The organism is Actinomadura flavalba DSM 45200 (assembly GCF_000374305.1).
In the GTDB taxonomy this organism is placed as follows: Bacteria; Actinomycetota; Actinomycetes; order Streptosporangiales; family Streptosporangiaceae; genus Spirillospora; species Spirillospora flavalba.
In genome coordinates, this window is record NZ_KB894094.1 from 583,469 (window position 1) to 597,898 (window position 14,430).

At 73.8% G+C, this 14,430-nt stretch carries 12 protein-coding genes; 4 read left to right on the forward strand and 8 right to left on the reverse strand.

Annotated elements, in window-relative coordinates; all coding sequences use genetic code 11:
- Positions 1 to 3 precede the first annotated feature (3 nt).
- On the reverse strand, positions 4 to 1,080 hold the full coding sequence (mnmA, locus tag C229_RS0112255) for a tRNA 2-thiouridine(34) synthase MnmA (RefSeq protein WP_026313703.1): 1,077 nt from the start codon (positions 1,078 to 1,080) through the stop codon (positions 4 to 6).
- 69 nt (positions 1,081 to 1,149) lie between these two features.
- On the opposite strand from mnmA, the gene C229_RS0112260 reads away from it, so the two are divergent.
- Positions 1,150 to 2,205 carry a DUF695 domain-containing protein gene (locus C229_RS0112260; protein WP_026313704.1) on the forward strand — a complete coding sequence of 352 codons (1,056 nt, stop codon included), beginning with the start codon at positions 1,150 to 1,152 and terminating at the stop codon, positions 2,203 to 2,205.
- Positions 2,206 to 2,271: 66 nt separating this feature from the next.
- Here C229_RS0112260 and C229_RS0112265 read toward each other — a convergent pair whose 3' ends face one another.
- Both C229_RS0112265 and C229_RS0112270 read right to left on the reverse strand, forming a co-directional pair.
- Positions 2,272 to 3,108 (reverse strand): DUF1206 domain-containing protein, encoded by an 837-nt coding sequence (locus C229_RS0112265; protein WP_026313705.1) that lies wholly within the window; start codon positions 3,106 to 3,108, stop codon positions 2,272 to 2,274.
- Between the two features lie 110 nt (positions 3,109 to 3,218).
- Positions 3,219 to 4,394, reverse strand: coding sequence for a cysteine desulfurase family protein (locus C229_RS0112270; protein WP_026313706.1), 1,176 nt, complete (start codon positions 4,392 to 4,394; stop codon positions 3,219 to 3,221).
- Positions 4,395 to 4,501: 107 nt separating this feature from the next.
- On the opposite strand from C229_RS0112270, the gene C229_RS0112275 reads away from it, so the two are divergent.
- The 3 genes from C229_RS0112275 to C229_RS34915 all read left to right on the forward strand — a co-directional run bounded on the left by C229_RS0112275 (position 4,502) and on the right by C229_RS34915 (position 8,094).
- Entirely contained in the window at positions 4,502 to 5,020 is a 519-nt protein-coding gene (locus tag C229_RS0112275) for a TetR/AcrR family transcriptional regulator (RefSeq protein WP_018655376.1), read from the forward strand.
- A 78-nt stretch (positions 5,021 to 5,098) separates the two neighbouring features.
- Entirely contained in the window at positions 5,099 to 6,301 is a 1,203-nt protein-coding gene (locus C229_RS0112280) for an MFS transporter (protein WP_018655377.1), read from the forward strand.
- Positions 6,302 to 6,333: 32 nt separating this feature from the next.
- A complete protein-coding gene (locus tag C229_RS34915; protein ID WP_051108943.1) occupies positions 6,334 to 8,094 on the forward strand; it encodes a serine/threonine-protein kinase in 1,761 nt (586 codons plus the stop codon).
- 68 nt (positions 8,095 to 8,162) lie between these two features.
- On the opposite strand, the gene C229_RS0112290 is transcribed toward C229_RS34915, so the two are convergent.
- The 5 genes from C229_RS0112290 to C229_RS0112310 form a co-directional block, all read right to left on the reverse strand.
- On the reverse strand, positions 8,163 to 9,113 hold the full coding sequence (locus C229_RS0112290) for an electron transfer flavoprotein subunit alpha/FixB family protein (RefSeq protein ID WP_018655378.1): 951 nt from the start codon (positions 9,111 to 9,113) through the stop codon (positions 8,163 to 8,165).
- Between the two features lie 23 nt (positions 9,114 to 9,136).
- Positions 9,137 to 9,916: an electron transfer flavoprotein subunit beta/FixA family protein gene (locus tag C229_RS0112295; protein WP_018655379.1), complete on the reverse strand. Its 780-nt coding sequence runs from the start codon at positions 9,914 to 9,916 to the stop codon at positions 9,137 to 9,139.
- Positions 9,917 to 10,151: 235 nt separating this feature from the next.
- Positions 10,152 to 11,402, reverse strand: coding sequence for a protein kinase family protein (locus tag C229_RS0112300; protein ID WP_033424238.1), 1,251 nt, complete (start codon positions 11,400 to 11,402; stop codon positions 10,152 to 10,154).
- Between the two features lie 23 nt (positions 11,403 to 11,425).
- On the reverse strand, positions 11,426 to 13,240 hold the full coding sequence (locus tag C229_RS32800; protein WP_051108944.1) for a serine/threonine-protein kinase: 1,815 nt from the start codon (positions 13,238 to 13,240) through the stop codon (positions 11,426 to 11,428).
- 136 nt (positions 13,241 to 13,376) lie between these two features.
- A complete protein-coding gene (locus C229_RS0112310) occupies positions 13,377 to 14,324 on the reverse strand; it encodes an acyl-ACP desaturase (protein WP_018655380.1) in 948 nt (315 codons plus the stop codon).
- Between the last annotated feature and the right edge of the window lie 106 nt (positions 14,325 to 14,430).

Genomic DNA, 14,430 nt, shown 5'->3' on the forward strand with positions numbered 1-14,430 from the left:
GGATCAGGCGGGCACGCGGGCCGTGGCCGCGATGGTGGCCGAGCCGAGCACCCGGTCCCCTTCATACAGCACGGCGGTCTGGCCCGGGGCGACGCCTCGGGCCGGGGCGCCGAGCCGGACGCGGAGCACGCCGTCGCCGGGCTCGACGACGCAGTCGTACACCTCGCCGTGCGCGCGGAGCTGCACGCGGCAGCCGAACGGGCCGCCGGGACGCTCGGCCAGCCACACCGGCCGCTCGGCGACGATCTCGTCCACGTCCAGCGCCTCGCGGGGGCCGACCGTGACGGTGTTCGTCACCGGCGAGATGTCCAGGACGTAGCGGGGCTTGCCGTCGGCGGCGGGGGTGCCGATGCGCAGGCCCTTGCGCTGCCCGACCGTGTACCCGTACGCGCCCTCGTGCTCGCCCACCTGGACGCCGGACGCGTCCACGATGGGGCCCGGGGCGGTGCCGAGGCGCTCGGCCAGGAACGCCTGGGTGTCTCCGTCGGCGATGAAGCAGATGTCGTGGCTGTCGGGCTTGTCGGCCACCTGGAGGCCGCGGCGGGCGGCCTCGGCGCGGATGTCGGCCTTGGTGGTGTCGCCCAGCGGGAACAGCGCGTGCGCGAGCTGGTCGGGCGTGCACACGGCCAGCACGTACGACTGGTCCTTGCCGTGGTCGACGCCGCGGCGCAGCACGGTGCCGTCGAGCCGGGCGTAGTGGCCGGTGCAGACCGCGTCGAACCCGAGCGCCATCGCCTTGTCGAGCAGCGCCGCGAACTTGATCTTCTCGTTGCAGCGCAGGCACGGGTTCGGGGTGCGGCCCGCCGCGTACTCGCTGACGAAGTCCTCGACGACGTCCTCGTGGAAGCGTTCGGCGAGGTCCCACACGTAGAAGGGGATGCCGATCACATCGGCGGCGCGGCGGGCGTCCCGCGAGTCTTCGAGGGTGCAGCAGCCGCGCGCGCCGGTGCGGTAGGACTGGGGGTTGCTGGAGAGGGCCATGTGGACGCCGGTGACGTCGTGGCCGGCCTCGGCCGCCCGTGCGGCGGCCACGGCCGAGTCGACGCCGCCGGACATGGCGGCAAGTACGCGCAGAGTCATGACCCTCCCAGGGTAGGCGCTGACGGCTCCACCCTCGTCATGGGTTTTCCGCGTAGCATGTTCCGCGTCATGGGACTTTTTCGCCGCCCGCGCGACGCTTCGGCGTCCGCGCCGCCTGCCATCAGCGAGTTCTGGGAGTGGTGGGCGCAGGCCCGCCCCACGATCGAGGCGGCCCTCGCCGCCGACGACGGTGACGGCGACGGCCTCCCGACCGACGTCGTGGACGAGCTGACGCTCCGCATCCGCAAGATCCATCCCGAGCTGCAATGGGAGATCGGCGGCGCCGAGGGACGCGGGCCGTCCCTGACGGTCAGCGGCGGCGGCGATCCGGAGCTGCGCGGCATCGCCGAGCGGTGGCACCGGGCCGTGCCGCGCTCGGCGGGCGCCGACTGGCGGTTCTACCCGGCGCGCCAGCCCGACCCGGAGATGCTCGCGCAGCAGCTCGTCCTGGGCGACCACGAGTTCGACCTGGAGTACGCCCGGTTCGGCATGCGCGCCGACCAGCAGCGCGCCCGCGTCGACATCACCGCCTACCACCCCGACTTCCTGTTCGTCTCGGAGGAGCAGCGGCTCCAGGTGGCGCTGCACCTGCTCGACTGGGCGCTCGGCGAGGACGACGTCGCCCGCTGGGTCGGCGCCGTCGCCACGGCCGAGGAGGCGCCGATCGACGCGCTGCCGCCGTCGCTGCTGGCGTCGGTGGTGGAGCAGGTCGCCGAGCCGTTCGGGGACACCACGTGGCTGACCGGCGAAGGCCGCACGCCGCGCGGGCACCCGTCGCGGATCGGCATCCGGTTCCCGCTGCACCGGCAGGACCACCCGCTCAGCGACCTGCACGTGGCGATCTCGGTGCCGTACCAGCACTCCAACCCGGACCGGCTGCCGGTGGAGCCGTCGGCGTCGGCGCTGCGCAAGTTCGAGAAGCGCCTGGTGGCGCTGGGCGAGCGCGCGGTCCTGGCGGCCGTGCAGACCGGCGACGGGCTGCGGGTCTTCCACCTGTACGCCGACCCGGCCTCCCCGGTGATCTCCGATCTGGACCAGCTCGCGGCGAGCTGGTCGGAGGGCAAGGCCAAGGTCGCCTCCGTCCCCGACCCGTCCTGGTCGGCGCTGGCTCCCTACCGTCCCTGACGGGCCCACACGCGACGGGGCCGCACGCCCGACGGCGTGCGGCCCCGTTGCGCGTGTGCGGGCGGGTCAGCGGGCGGCCTCGACCTTGCGCCAGCGCGCCTCGGCGAAGCAGTAGGCGCCGTAGACGGCGACGCCGATCGCGACGAGGATGAGGAGCCACGGGCCCGCCGGGGTGTCGGCGAACTCGCGGAGGGTGCCGTCGAGGCCCTTGGCCTTCTCGGGGTCGAAGGTGATGGCCGCGTAGGAGATGAAGACGCCGACGCCGCCGAAGACCAGGCCGCGGGCGATGCCGCCGACCATGCCGAGGATCTTGACGACCTTGACCTGCTGCGGGCTCATCTCGCCGGTCTTCAGCTTCTCCAGGAACTTGTGCTTGGCGGACGTCACGATGTTCCCGACACCGTAGGCGAGGAAGCCGAGCCCGACGGCGAGGACGAGCCAGCGGCCCAGCGGGGCGTCCATCGCCTTGGCGGTGAAGGTCTGGGACTGCTTGTCGCTGGACTGGGCGCCGTGGCCGAGGAGGAAGCCGAGCATTCCGGCGAACAGGGCGGTGTACACGATGCCGCGCGCCAGCGACGTCAGCCGCTTGACCGGCTTGTGGCCGTCGGGGAGCGGCTGGCCGAACGCGGCCTCGCTGAACCGCCACAGGGCCAGGCCGAGGAACGCGATGACGACCACCCAGAGGATGATCATGCCGCCGGGCTTGTCGGCGACGGCGCCGAGCGCGCCGGACCGGTCGGCCTCCTTGCCGCTGTCGCCCAGCCCGATCTGCACGGCGATGAAGCCGATCAGCAGGTAGATCACACCTCGCGCGGCGAGCCCCGCGCGGGAGAACTTGTGGAACCACGGGCTGCCGGCGACCTGCCGTCCGGTGCCCTTCGCCCGCTGTGCGTGGCCTGCCATGTTCGACGCCATCGTTGGGGTCCTCCTTCAAAGACGGGCGGAGGGTGCCCGGGGAGACGAACGTCAAACCAGGGCAAAGCACGCAGCTCGGAAGGCGTGCAGGTCAGGCCCTACGTGAGCCCCGCGCGCGCCGCGCGCTCGACGACCGGTTCGATCGCGTCGGCCAGCGCCGCGACGTCGGCCCGCGTGGAGGTGTGGCCCAGCGTGAAGCGCAGCGAGCCCCGGGCGCGGGCCGGGTCGGCGCCCATCGCCAGCAGGACGTGGCTCGGCTGCGAGACCCCGGCCGAGCACGCCGACCCCGTCGAGCAGGCGATGCCGCGCGCGTCCAGCAGCATCAGCAGCGCGTCGCCCTCGCAGCCGGGGAAGGAGAAGTGCGCGTTGCCGGGCAGCCGGTCCACCGGGTCGCCGTTGAGGACGGCCGCCGGAACCGCCGTGCGGACGGCGGCGACCAGGTCGTCCCGCAGCGCCGCGAGCCGCCGCGCCTCGTCCGCCCGGCGCGCCGCCGAGTACTCGACGGCCGCCGCGAACCCCGCGATGGCCGCCGTGTTGAGCGTTCCAGAGCGGACGTCGCGCTCCTGCCCGCCGCCGTGCAGCACCGGCACCGGGTCGGCGGGCAGCAGCCCGCCCGGCTTGGCCAGCAGCAGCGCCCCCACCCCGAGCGGCCCGCCGATCTTGTGGCCGCTGAGCGCGAGCGAGGCCGCGCCGCTGCGGTCGAAGTCGAGCGGCAGGTGCGCGGCGGCCTGCACGGCGTCGCTGTGGAAGGGCACGCCGTGCTCGGCGGCGACGGCCGCGAGTTCCGCGATCGGCTGGACGGTGCCGACCTCGTTGTTGGCCCACATGACGGTGACGAGCGCGACGTCGGCGGAGTCGGCCAGCGCGGCCCGCAGCGTCTCCGGCCGCACGCGGCCCCGCGCGTCGCACTCCAGCCACTCGACGGTCGCGCCCTCGTGGTCGCCGAGCCACTGGACGGCGTCGAGCACGGCGTGGTGCTCGATCGCGCCCGCCAGCACCCGGACCCGCGCCGGGTCGGCGGCCCGCCGCGCCCAGTAGATCCCCTTGACGGCCAGGTTGTCGGCCTCGGTGCCGCCGGAGGTGAACACGACCTCGCTCGGCCGCGCCCCGTACGCGGCGGCGATGATCTCGCGCGACTCCTCCACGACCCGGCGCGCCCGGCGGCCGACGGCGTGCAGCGAGGAGGGGTTGCCGAGGCGCCCCATCTCCGCCGTCATGACGTCGATCGCCACCGGCAGCATGGGGGTGGTCGCCGCATGGTCGAGGTAGGTCACCACAGCGTCAACAGTACTTGCGGCCCTCCGCTTCCCCGGCAGCGGGGAATGCCCGGGGAGACGGCCGGGTTGAGCACTGTACCGTCCGGTCGGTACAGTGAGGGGCCATGACCAAGAACTCCCTGCTCGACGCCGCCGAGGCCCTGCTCTCCGAGCAGGGCACGCAGGCGTTGACGCTCGCGGCCGTCGCCGAGCGCGCCGGCGTGAGCAAGGGCGGTCTGCTCTACCACTTCCCGAACAAGGAGACGCTGGTCGGGGCGCTGGTGGAACGTGTCATCACCGACTTCGACGAGCTGATCGAGTCGTTCGTCGACGACACCCCCGGCGCGTACACGCGCGCCTACGTCCGCGCCACGTTCGAGATCCTCACCGGAGAGGCGCGGGCCTACCGGCGGTGGTCGGCCATCATGGCCGCGGCCACCGATCCGGCGCTGGCCGCGCCGCTCAACGAGGCGATGCGGCGCTGGCACGGCCGCACCGAGCCCGGTCCCGACCCGCTCGCGTCCGCCATCGTGCGGCTCGCCGCCGAGGGTCTGTGGGAAGTGGTCAGCCACGCGCCCGGCCTGTACGACGAGGCGCAGTTCACCGCCCTCCGCGAACGGATGCTGCGGCTGCTCGACGGCTGACGCCCGTCCCCGCGTCCCCCTTCACGAACGGCGTCCGTCCGGCGCCGCCTTCACACGATCATGAGAAAGAGGTGAGCCATGCTGCGCCGCGCCCGCGTCGGCACCTTCCTGACCTTCGTCCTGGCCGGGTTGCTCTGCGGTGTCTGGGTGGCCCGGATGCCCGCGCTCGCCGAGAAGTTCGGCACGAGCGAGGGTGAGATCGGCATCGTCGTCCTGGTCTGGGGCGTCGGCGCGCTGATCGCCATGCAGGGCCTGCGGGTCCTGATGAACCGCTTCGGCAGCCGGTCGGTGCTGCGGCTCGCGCTGCCGCTGACGGCCGCGTCCTACGTCGGCGTCGCGCTGGCCCCGACGTACGGGACGCTGCTCGTCGCCGTCGCCGTGTTCGGCATGACGTTCGGCGTGACCGACATCGCGATGAACGCGCAGGGCAGCGTCGTCGAGCAGGCGTACCGCCGCTCGGTGATGAGCAGCATGCACGCCGGATGGTGCGTCGGCGCCATGAGCGGCGGCCTGTTCGGCTTCGCGACGGCCGCGCTCGGCCTCGGCTTCACCGCCACCGTGCTCGTCGCCGCCGCCGTCGCGCTGCCCGCCGGGCTGGCCGTCGCGCCCACCTACCTCGCCGACCCGCCGGCCCCCGCGCGGACCGGCGACGGACGCCGCGCGCGGATGCCCCTCGCCGTCTACCTCATCGGCGGCCTGGCGTTCATCGCGTTCATGGCCGAGGGCACCATCGCGGACTGGAGCGGGCTGTTCCTGCACGAGGAGCTGGGCACCACGCAGGCGGTCGCCGCGCTCGGCTACCCCATGTTCGAGCTGGCCATGCTCATCGGACGGCTCGTCGGCGACAACCTGCGCACCCGGCTCGGCACCCGGCGGCTGCTCGCCGGGGCCGGGTTCGGCACCGCCGCGTCGATGGCCGTCGTGGTGACGGCGCCGAGCGCCGCCGTCGCGCTCGCCGGGTTCTTCCTCACCGGGCTGTTCGTCTGCACGGTCGTCCCGACGACGATCTCGCTCGCCGGGGCCGTCGCGCCCGGGCAGCCGGCGGCGGCCGTCGCGCAGGTCGGCGCGATGGGGTACGGCGGGCTGCTGCTCGGGCCCGTCGTCGTCGGGTTCCTGTCCGAGGCGACGTCGCTGCGGATCGGCGTCGGCACGGCCGTCGTCATGGCGCTGTTCATCGGCGTCGGCGCCCGGTTCGTCCCGCTCGGCCGGACGCGCGGCGCGCGCCTGGCCGAGATTCCCGGCGACGCCCCGGTCGCCGCCGAGATCCGCGTCCCCGCGTGAACTAGAACGCCGCTCCGGGCGTCCAACGCCGCATGTGGGGTGTACCGGGATATCGCGAGCTGACCGTGCTGGGCGAGGGGGCGCAGGGACGCGTCGTCCTCGCCCGGCACGAGGCGACGGGGCGGACCGCCGCCGTGAAGTACCTCGGACCGGCGCTGGCCGGTGATCCGGCGTTCCGGGAGCGGTTCCGGGAGGAGGCGGCGCTGCTGAGCCGCCTGCACCATCCGCACGTCGCGCGGCTGTACGGGCTGTACGAGGCGCCCGGCGGCGCGGCGATCGTCATGGAGGCGGTGGACGGCGCGTCGCTCAAGGCCGTCCTGGCCGAGCGCGGCCCGCTCGCGCCGGAGGCGGCGCTGACCGTGCTCAAGGGATCGCTGCTGGGGCTCGCGGCGGCGCACGGGCTCGGCATCGTGCACCGCGACTACAAGCCCGCCAACGTCGTCGTGCGCGGCGACGGCGCGAGCAAGCTCATCGACTTCGGCGTCGCCGTGGACGCGGGCGCCGCCGGGCGCGCCGGAACCCCCGCGTACATGGCGCCCGAGCAGTGGCGCGACGAGCCCGCCTCCCCCGCCACCGACGTGTACGCGGCCGCCTGCGTGTTCTACGAGTGCGTGACGGGCCGCCGCCCCTACCCCGCGCCGTCCGTCGCGGCGCTGATGAACGACCACCTCACCGCGCCGCTCCCCCTCGAAGCGCTGCCGGACGCGCTGCGCGACCTCGCGGCGCGGGGCCTGGCCAAGGACCCGTGGGCGCGTCCCGAGAGCGCCTCGGCGTTCGTGGCCGCGCTGGAGGAGACGGCCGCCACCGCCTACGGCGCGGACTGGGAGCAGCGGGGCGTCCGCGCCCTCGCGACGGCCGCCGCCGCGCTCGCGGCGCTGTTCCCCCTCGCCGCGCTGACCACGTCCCTCGGCGGCGGCGCGGCGGCCTCCGCCGGAGCCGCGTCCGGCGCGGCCGGTGCCGCGTCGGGTGCCGCGTCGGGTGCGGCCGGGACGGCGTCGGCCGGGGGCGTCCTCGGGGTCGTCGGCGGAAAGGGGGCCGCCATCGTCGCGGGCGCGGCCGTCGTCGCGGCGGCGGGCGGCGGCGCCGCGTGGGTGGCGTCCGGCGACGGGCCCGAGCGTCCGCCCGCGCTCGCCTCCGGCGTCGTCCCGCTCAGCGAGCCCGGGACGCCGGTCGCGATGGCCGGGCAGACCGTACGTGTGACGGGCGGGGCGCCTGGCCTCGCGGAGCGGATCAACGCCGCACTGCGGGCGCCGCTGGACGCCCGTGCCGCCGCGTTCCGGCCCATGCTGGCCGACGAACCGGGCGCGACCACCACGATGACGGTCAAGCCGCGGATCGAGCTGAAGGGGCCGCGCTACCTGTCCGTCCGCTACGACGTGTCCCCGTCCGGGCAGCAGCTCGGGCACTCCACCTGGCACCGGGCGCGGACCGTCACCGTGGACCTGCGCACCGGCGCGGCCGTCGCCCCCGAGCGGCTGTTCACCGCCGCCTGGCGCACCGCCGACGGCCGCCGCACCTTCGTCGAACGCGTTCTCAAGCGCGCCCCCGCCTACGTGGCGGACTGCACGCTCGGCCGGACGCCCGTACTGCCCGCCGACGCCCTCACCGACGCCCAGGGCGGCGTCCAGGTCGCGCTGCGGCCCGCCGAGCTGGCGGTCGTGCTCGACCTCACCGCGCTCGGCGCGGCCACCGCGTGCGGGCAGCCGACCGCCGTCGTCCCCTACGCCGAGCTGGACGGCCTGCTCGACCCGGCCGTGGTGAAGAGCGCCGCGCCCGTGCCGGAGCCGAGCTGAGAAAAGCGACCGCCCCGGCGGGCGACCGTTCCAGGTCGCTCGCCGGGGCGGCGGAGGCGATCAGCGCGTCACTTGCGCTTGGTGATCTCCTCGGTGAGCTGCGGGGTGATCTGGAACAGGTCACCCACGACGCCGTAGTCCACCAGCTCGAAGATGGGCGCCTCGGCGTCCTTGTTGATCGCGACGATCGTCTTCGAGGTCTGCATGCCGGCCCGGTGCTGGATGGCACCGGAGATGCCGACCGCGATGTAGAGCTGCGGCGACACCGTCTTGCCGGTCTGGCCGACCTGGAACTGGTGCGGGTACCAGCCGGCGTCGGTCGCGGCGCGGGAGGCGCCGACGGCCGCGCCGAGCGAGTCGGCCAGCCCCTCGATGATCTTGAAGTTGTCGCCGGAGCCGACACCGCGGCCACCGGAGACGACGATCGCGGCCTCGGTGAGGTCGGGGCGCTCGCCCTTCTCCTCCACGACGGACTCGACGATCTTGGCGGCCTTGTCGGTGTCGGACAGCGTCACCGACACCTGCTCCTCGGCCGGGGTCGCCGGGGCGGCCTCGGGCGCGATGGAGTTCGGGCGCACCGCGATGATCGGCGTGCCGGTCTTCACCTTGGCGTGCGCGACGAGCGCGCCACCGAAGATGGAGTGCTCACCGACCAGGTCGGCGGACACGTCCACCACGTCGGTCAGGACACCGGAGTTCAGCTTGACGGCGAGCCGCCCGGCCACCTCCTTGCCCTCACCGGTCGCGGCGACCAGCACGGCCGCGGGCGACTTCTCGCCGACGAGCTGCGCGAGCAGCGCGGCCGTCGGCGCGACGACGTAGGAGGTCAGCTCCTCGTCGGCCGCGACGTAGACCTTGCCGGCGCCGTACTCGGCCAGCTTGTCCTTGACGCTCTCGTAGCCGGAGCCCACGTACACCGCGGCGGCTTCGCCGAGGCGGTTGGCGAGCGTCAGCAGTTCGAGCGTGACCTTCTTGACCTCTCCGTCGACGTGGTCGACGAGGACGAGAATCTCAGCCATGGTTCCTAAATCCCCTTCCCCGCTCAGACGAACTTCTTCGAGGCGAGGTACTCGGCGATCTTGGAACCGCCGTCGCCCTCGTCGGTGACGATCTGACCCTGGGCGCGGGGCGGGGCCTCGTTGAAGTCGACGACCTCGGTGGAGGCGTTGGCCAGACCGACCTGGCCGGCGTCGATACCGGCGTCGGCGATGCTCAGGCTCTCGACCGGCTTCTTCTTGGCCGCCATGATCCCCTTGAAGGAGGGGTAGCGCGGCTCGTTGATCTTCTCCACGACGCTGACGACGGCCGGGAGCGAAGCCTCGACCTTGTCGTAGCCGGAGTCGGTCTGCCGCTGGATCGTGATCGCGGAGCCGTTGATCTCGACCTTGTTGGCCAGGGAGAGCTGCGGTACGCCCAGGCGCTCGGCGAGCATGGCGGCGAGCACGCCGGTGCGGGCGTCGGTGGACTCCGAGCCGAGCACGACGAGGTCGAAGCCGGTGCGGCCGAGGACCTGCTGGATGGCGTAGGACGTCTGGAGGGCGTCGGAGCCCACCAGCGCGTCGTCCACCAGGTGGACGGCCTTGTCGGCGCCCATCGCCAGCGACTTGCGGATCGAGTCGGTGGCCTTGTCGGGACCCATGGTGACGACGGTCACCTCGCCACCCTGGGCCTCCTTGATGAGCAGCGCCTCTTCGATGGCGTACTCACAGAGTTCGTTGATGACACCGTCCGCGGCGCCACGGTCGAGCGTGCTGCCTTCGGACTTCAGCTTGCGCGGGCTCTCCGTATCGGGAACCTGCTTCACCAGGACGACGATGTTCATGGCCGGTGGCCGACCTCCCTGCACTCAGTTGGCCGCTGAGATAGCGGTGGGGGCGCCGCCCGTGCCGGGTCGACGCATGATGACGCGGTGCTGCTGGCGCACAGCCTGTCAAAGAGCCGAACCCGCTTCGGAGCCGGGGTCTTCGTTACGGCTGTACACCCCAAATGTTACCGATGAGTAGCCTCATGGCAAATCCCCGTGCGTGAGACCTTACCCACGGACCGCCGGGAACGCTCTAGTCGAGCGCGTTGTGCAGGCGGGCCAGATACGCCTCGACCGAGCTCTGCAAGCCGTACATCGGGGCGAAACTCGGCGTCAGCGACATCGCGGCGGCGACGCCGAGGAAGGCCAGCAGGCCGAGCGCCGTGCCGATCGCGGCGATGGCGTACGGGTGGCCGGTGGCGCGCAGGAAGATCAGCTCCAGCTTGCGGCGCGGCTGGGAGACGCCCGGCGCCGTCCACAGCGTCAGCACCCCGGCGGCGGCGCCCACGGCGGCCGAGTCCAGCGGGGAGACGCGCACGCCCCCCGCCGCCAGCCCGGCCAGGGCCAGCGGGACGAGGACCGCGACGACCGCTGCCACCGCGAGCGTCCCGGCCATCCGGGCCAGCGCCTCGGCGAACTTCCCGGCGCTCGGCCGCCGCGACGCCACCCGCAGCGCGGCCACCGCGAGCACGTTGGCGGCGACCCCGATCACCGGCAGCAGCACGGTCAGCGCGGCGGCGTTCAGCACGACGAGCACGGCCAGCAGCCGCGCCCACCCCTGCATGACCGGCGGCACCGCGCGCGTCGCCGACGCGAACCGGGGCGGCGCCGTGGCGACGTCCGGCGGCGCGGTGACCGGCGCCGGGAGGGGCGCGGCGGAGCGCGGCGCGGCGGGGCCGAGATCGAGGGCGGTGACGGCTTCGAGCAGGCCGGGGGCGGTGAGGCGGCGCGGCTCGGCGGCCTGCTCCAGGACGGCCGCGAGCGCGGGCGGGACGTCGGTTCCGGCGTCGGTGGCGGCGAACGTCAGCACGCGCGCGTAGGCGGGGAGGTCGGCGGCGGGGTCGGCGGGGGCCAGCGCGAAGTCGACGACGACGGGCGCGCCGTCCACGACCAGGACGGTCTCCGGCGCGAGCGCGCCGTGCGCGAGGCCCCGCCGGTGGATCGCGACGAGCGCCTTGGCCAGCCCGACCGCGAACGCCCGCAGGTCGGCGCCGCGCAGCGGCCCGCCCGCGGCGATCTCCGCCGGCAGCGGGCGTCCGGGCACGAACCGGGACACCACGTACCCGGGGTCGCCGGTCGGCTCGCCGCCGAGCACGTCCACGACGTAGGGACTGAGGACGCCGCGCATGGCGTCGATGTCCGGCGCGCCCCGGCCCGGCTCCAGCAACCGGATCGCGACGTCGCGCCCGGACGCGTCCGCCGCCCGGTACCCCTCGCCGGGCCCGCCGGACAGCGGCTTCAACAACCGATACGGCCCCAGCCGCTCCTGCGTCTCACCGCTCATCAGGCCGCCACCCTATCGGCGGGTCAGACGAACGGGAGACTGGAGACGGAGAAGAGGTCGCGGATGTCGGACCGGAGGTTCTCCAGGCTGCGGCCCATGCCGTCGATCGGGGTGGTGTCGGGCGGCTGCTGCTGCGACAGGGCGACCAGCACCAGCGCGAACACGCCGACGATGAGGACGCCGCCGATGGCGACGTCGGTGCGGGGCATGATGCCGCCCCACATGCGGGCGAGCTGGCGGCGGGACGCGCCGCTGCCCGGAGCCAGCGCCAGCAGCGCGATGATCGCCATCGCGGCCCAGGCGATGGCGCGGGACGCGGCCATCTCGGGCTGCGCGAACACCAGCACGAGAACGATCACGGCCCCGGCGAACAGCGACAGCCCGCCCAGCAGCGCCGTCATCATCACCGCGCCCGGCAGGTGCAGCGGCGACCGGAACACCGCGCCGAACGCGTCGCCCGACCGAGGGCCGCGCCGGGTGCGGCGGTCCTCCATGCCCTTGGCGGCCCTGTCGCCCGCGCGCAGCACGAGGACGCCGACGATCGTGACGCCGACCGCGAGCAGCGGCGCGATGTTGGCGAACGCCAGCAGCGCGACGAGCACGAGCGCGCTGAGGACGCGGTAGAGCCCGAACGGCTTGCGCCGCTCGCGGTCGGCGGCGTCGGCGCGCCGGTCCGGGCGCTGCGCCGCCGCCTGCTGCTGCGGTTGCGGCTGCGGCGCCTGGCGCTGCTGCGCGTACGGGTCGTCGTAGGGGTTCTGCGGGGCCCGCTGCTGCGCGTACGGGTTCATCTGCGACGGGTTCACCTGCGAGGGCGCCTCGTACGGCGCGGGCGCGGGCGGCGGCGCGGCGGGCGGCAGCAGGCCCATGAAGTCGCGGGGCTGCTGGCTGTGCACCGGCGCGGGCGCCGGAGTCGGCGCGGGTGTCGGGGCGGGCGTCTGCGTCGGCATGGCGAACTCGCGCGCCTCGTCGATCGCGGTCCGCTCGGCGGGCACCTGGTAGTGCTCGTCCACGCGGGTGCTGTCGGTGATCGTCGCCTCGATGTGGATGCGGCGCGCGATCTGCACCAGGCCCACGGCCGTCGGCCGCTCGGCGGGGTGCCGGGCCATCGCCGAGCGCAGCACCGGCAGCAGCGCGTCGGGCACGCCGTCGAGGTCGGCCGTGCCCTGCATGATCTTGTAGAAGATCGACTCGAAGGTGCCGGAGCCGAACGGCGGGCGTCCCGTGGCCGCGTAGGCGATCGTGCCGCCCATCGCGTGCACGTCGGACGGCGGTCCGGCGTCCTCCCCCTCGATGATCTCGGGGGCGAGGTAGCCGGGGGTGCCGATGACCATGCCGGTCGCGGTCAGCCGGGACGCGCCCGCCGCCTGCGCGATGCCGAAGTCGATCACGACGGGCTCGCCGTCGACCAGCATGACGTTGCCGGGCTTCATGTCGCGGTGCACGATGCCCGCGCCGTGGATCGCCGACAGCGCCGAGGCGAGCCCCACGGTGAGGCGCTGCAACTCGGCCGCGTCGAGGGGGCCGTGGTCCTCCACGACCTCCTCCAGCGTGCGGCCGGGCACGTACTGCGTGACGATGTAGGGCCGCTCGGCGGTGACGTCGGCGTCGAGGATCTCGGCGACGTGCGGGCTGTGCACGCGGCGCATCGAGTCGACCTCGCGGGCCAGGCGCCGGCGGGCCGTGGCGTCACCCGCGACGGCCGGGCGCAGCACCTTGATGGCGACGTTGCGGCCGACCGGGTCGGCGCCGAGGTACACGACGCCCATCCCGCCCTCCCCGAGGGTGCGGAGCACGCGGTACTGGCCGATCACTTCCCCGGTCGTGGCGACCCCCTTCATCGTTTCGCAAACCCTACCTTCGCGCATCGTCGGCGGCGGTTCCACCCGGCGTCCCCCGGCCGGGCGGGGCCCTGAAACATGAGACGCCGGAAACACCCGGCAGGTTCCGAGTGTCTCCGGCGTCGGCGCCTCGCGGCTACTTCTGCTTGGCGGCCTGCCGGGCGCGGCGCTCCTCGCGGCGGGTCTCGAACTTGGTGGCCGCGTCGTCGAGCGCGGCGACGAACTCGGCCAGCTCGTCGCGGGCCTTGGCGCCGTCGCCGGTGAACTCGCGGTCCCAGATCCGCCACTTGCGCAGGCACGGCTGGACGACGTCGTCGTGGTGCAGGCGCAGGTCGTAGATGCCGGCGTTGGCGATGATGACGGACTTGCGCAGGAAGCCCTCGATGCCGTGGCCGGGCATCTCGAAGTTCTTCACGACCTCGGTGATCGCGCGCATGGTCTCGTTCGGCGCGACCTCCAGCGCCGCGTCCACCATGTTCCGATAGAAGATCATGTGCAGGTTCTCGTCCTTGGCGACGCGGGCGAGCATCTGCTCGCAGAGCGGGTCGCCCGAGGCCCTGCCGGTGTTGCGGTGCGCGACGCGGGTGGCCAGCTCCTGGAACGAGACGTACGCGGTGCCGTGCAGGAACGCGGTGCCGTGCGCGGCCTCGTAGCCCATCTCCATGTGCTTCATCCGGGCGCGTTCCAGCGCGATCGGGTCGACGGCGCGGGTCACCGTGAGGTAGTCGCGGATGACGATGCCGTGCCGGTTCTCCTCGGCCGTCCACCGGTTGACCCAGGTGCCCCAGGCGCCGTCGCGGCCGAAGACGTCGGCGATGGCGCGGTGGTAGCCGGGCAGGTTGTCCTCGGTGAGCAGGTTGACGATCAGCGACTCGCGGGCCACGCCGTCGAGCTTGGAGTCACCGGGCTCCCAGCCGTCGCCGCCGAGCGGGCCGTCGAAGTCGCGGCCCTGGTTCCACGGGACGTACTGGTGGGGGAACCACTCGTCCGCGCCGGCCAGGTGGCGGTCGAGCTCCTTCTCGGCCACGCCCTCCAGTTCGAGCATGAGGCCGGTCTGGAACTTCTCCTCGGGTGTGACGGACATGACGACCCTTCGCTGACGGCGCGTAACTTACTAAAGCGTAGGTTCGATGGTCGCGATCAGGGGCGACTTACGTCAAGCCGTCTCCGCACAATCGAGCCGGTCATTT

Coding starts and splice junctions, on each gene's coding strand:
- C229_RS0112260 (WP_026313704.1), top strand. CDS start 1,150: ATGGGACTTTTTCGCCGCCCGCGCGACGCTTCGGCGTCCGCGCCGCCT.
- C229_RS0112290 (WP_018655378.1), bottom strand. CDS start 9,113: ATGGCTGAGATTCTCGTCCTCGTCGACCACGTCGACGGAGAGGTCAAG.
- C229_RS0112265 (WP_026313705.1), bottom strand. CDS start 3,108: ATGGCAGGCCACGCACAGCGGGCGAAGGGCACCGGACGGCAGGTCGCC.
- C229_RS0112275 (WP_018655376.1), top strand. CDS start 4,502: ATGACCAAGAACTCCCTGCTCGACGCCGCCGAGGCCCTGCTCTCCGAG.
- C229_RS34915 (WP_051108943.1), top strand. CDS start 6,334: ATGTGGGGTGTACCGGGATATCGCGAGCTGACCGTGCTGGGCGAGGGG.
- C229_RS32800 (WP_051108944.1), bottom strand. CDS start 13,240: ATGAAGGGGGTCGCCACGACCGGGGAAGTGATCGGCCAGTACCGCGTG.
- C229_RS0112280 (WP_018655377.1), top strand. CDS start 5,099: ATGCTGCGCCGCGCCCGCGTCGGCACCTTCCTGACCTTCGTCCTGGCC.
- mnmA (WP_026313703.1), bottom strand. CDS start 1,080: ATGACTCTGCGCGTACTTGCCGCCATGTCCGGCGGCGTCGACTCGGCC.
- C229_RS0112295 (WP_018655379.1), bottom strand. CDS start 9,916: ATGAACATCGTCGTCCTGGTGAAGCAGGTTCCCGATACGGAGAGCCCG.
- C229_RS0112300 (WP_033424238.1), bottom strand. CDS start 11,402: ATGAGCGGTGAGACGCAGGAGCGGCTGGGGCCGTATCGGTTGTTGAAG.
- C229_RS0112310 (WP_018655380.1), bottom strand. CDS start 14,324: ATGTCCGTCACACCCGAGGAGAAGTTCCAGACCGGCCTCATGCTCGAA.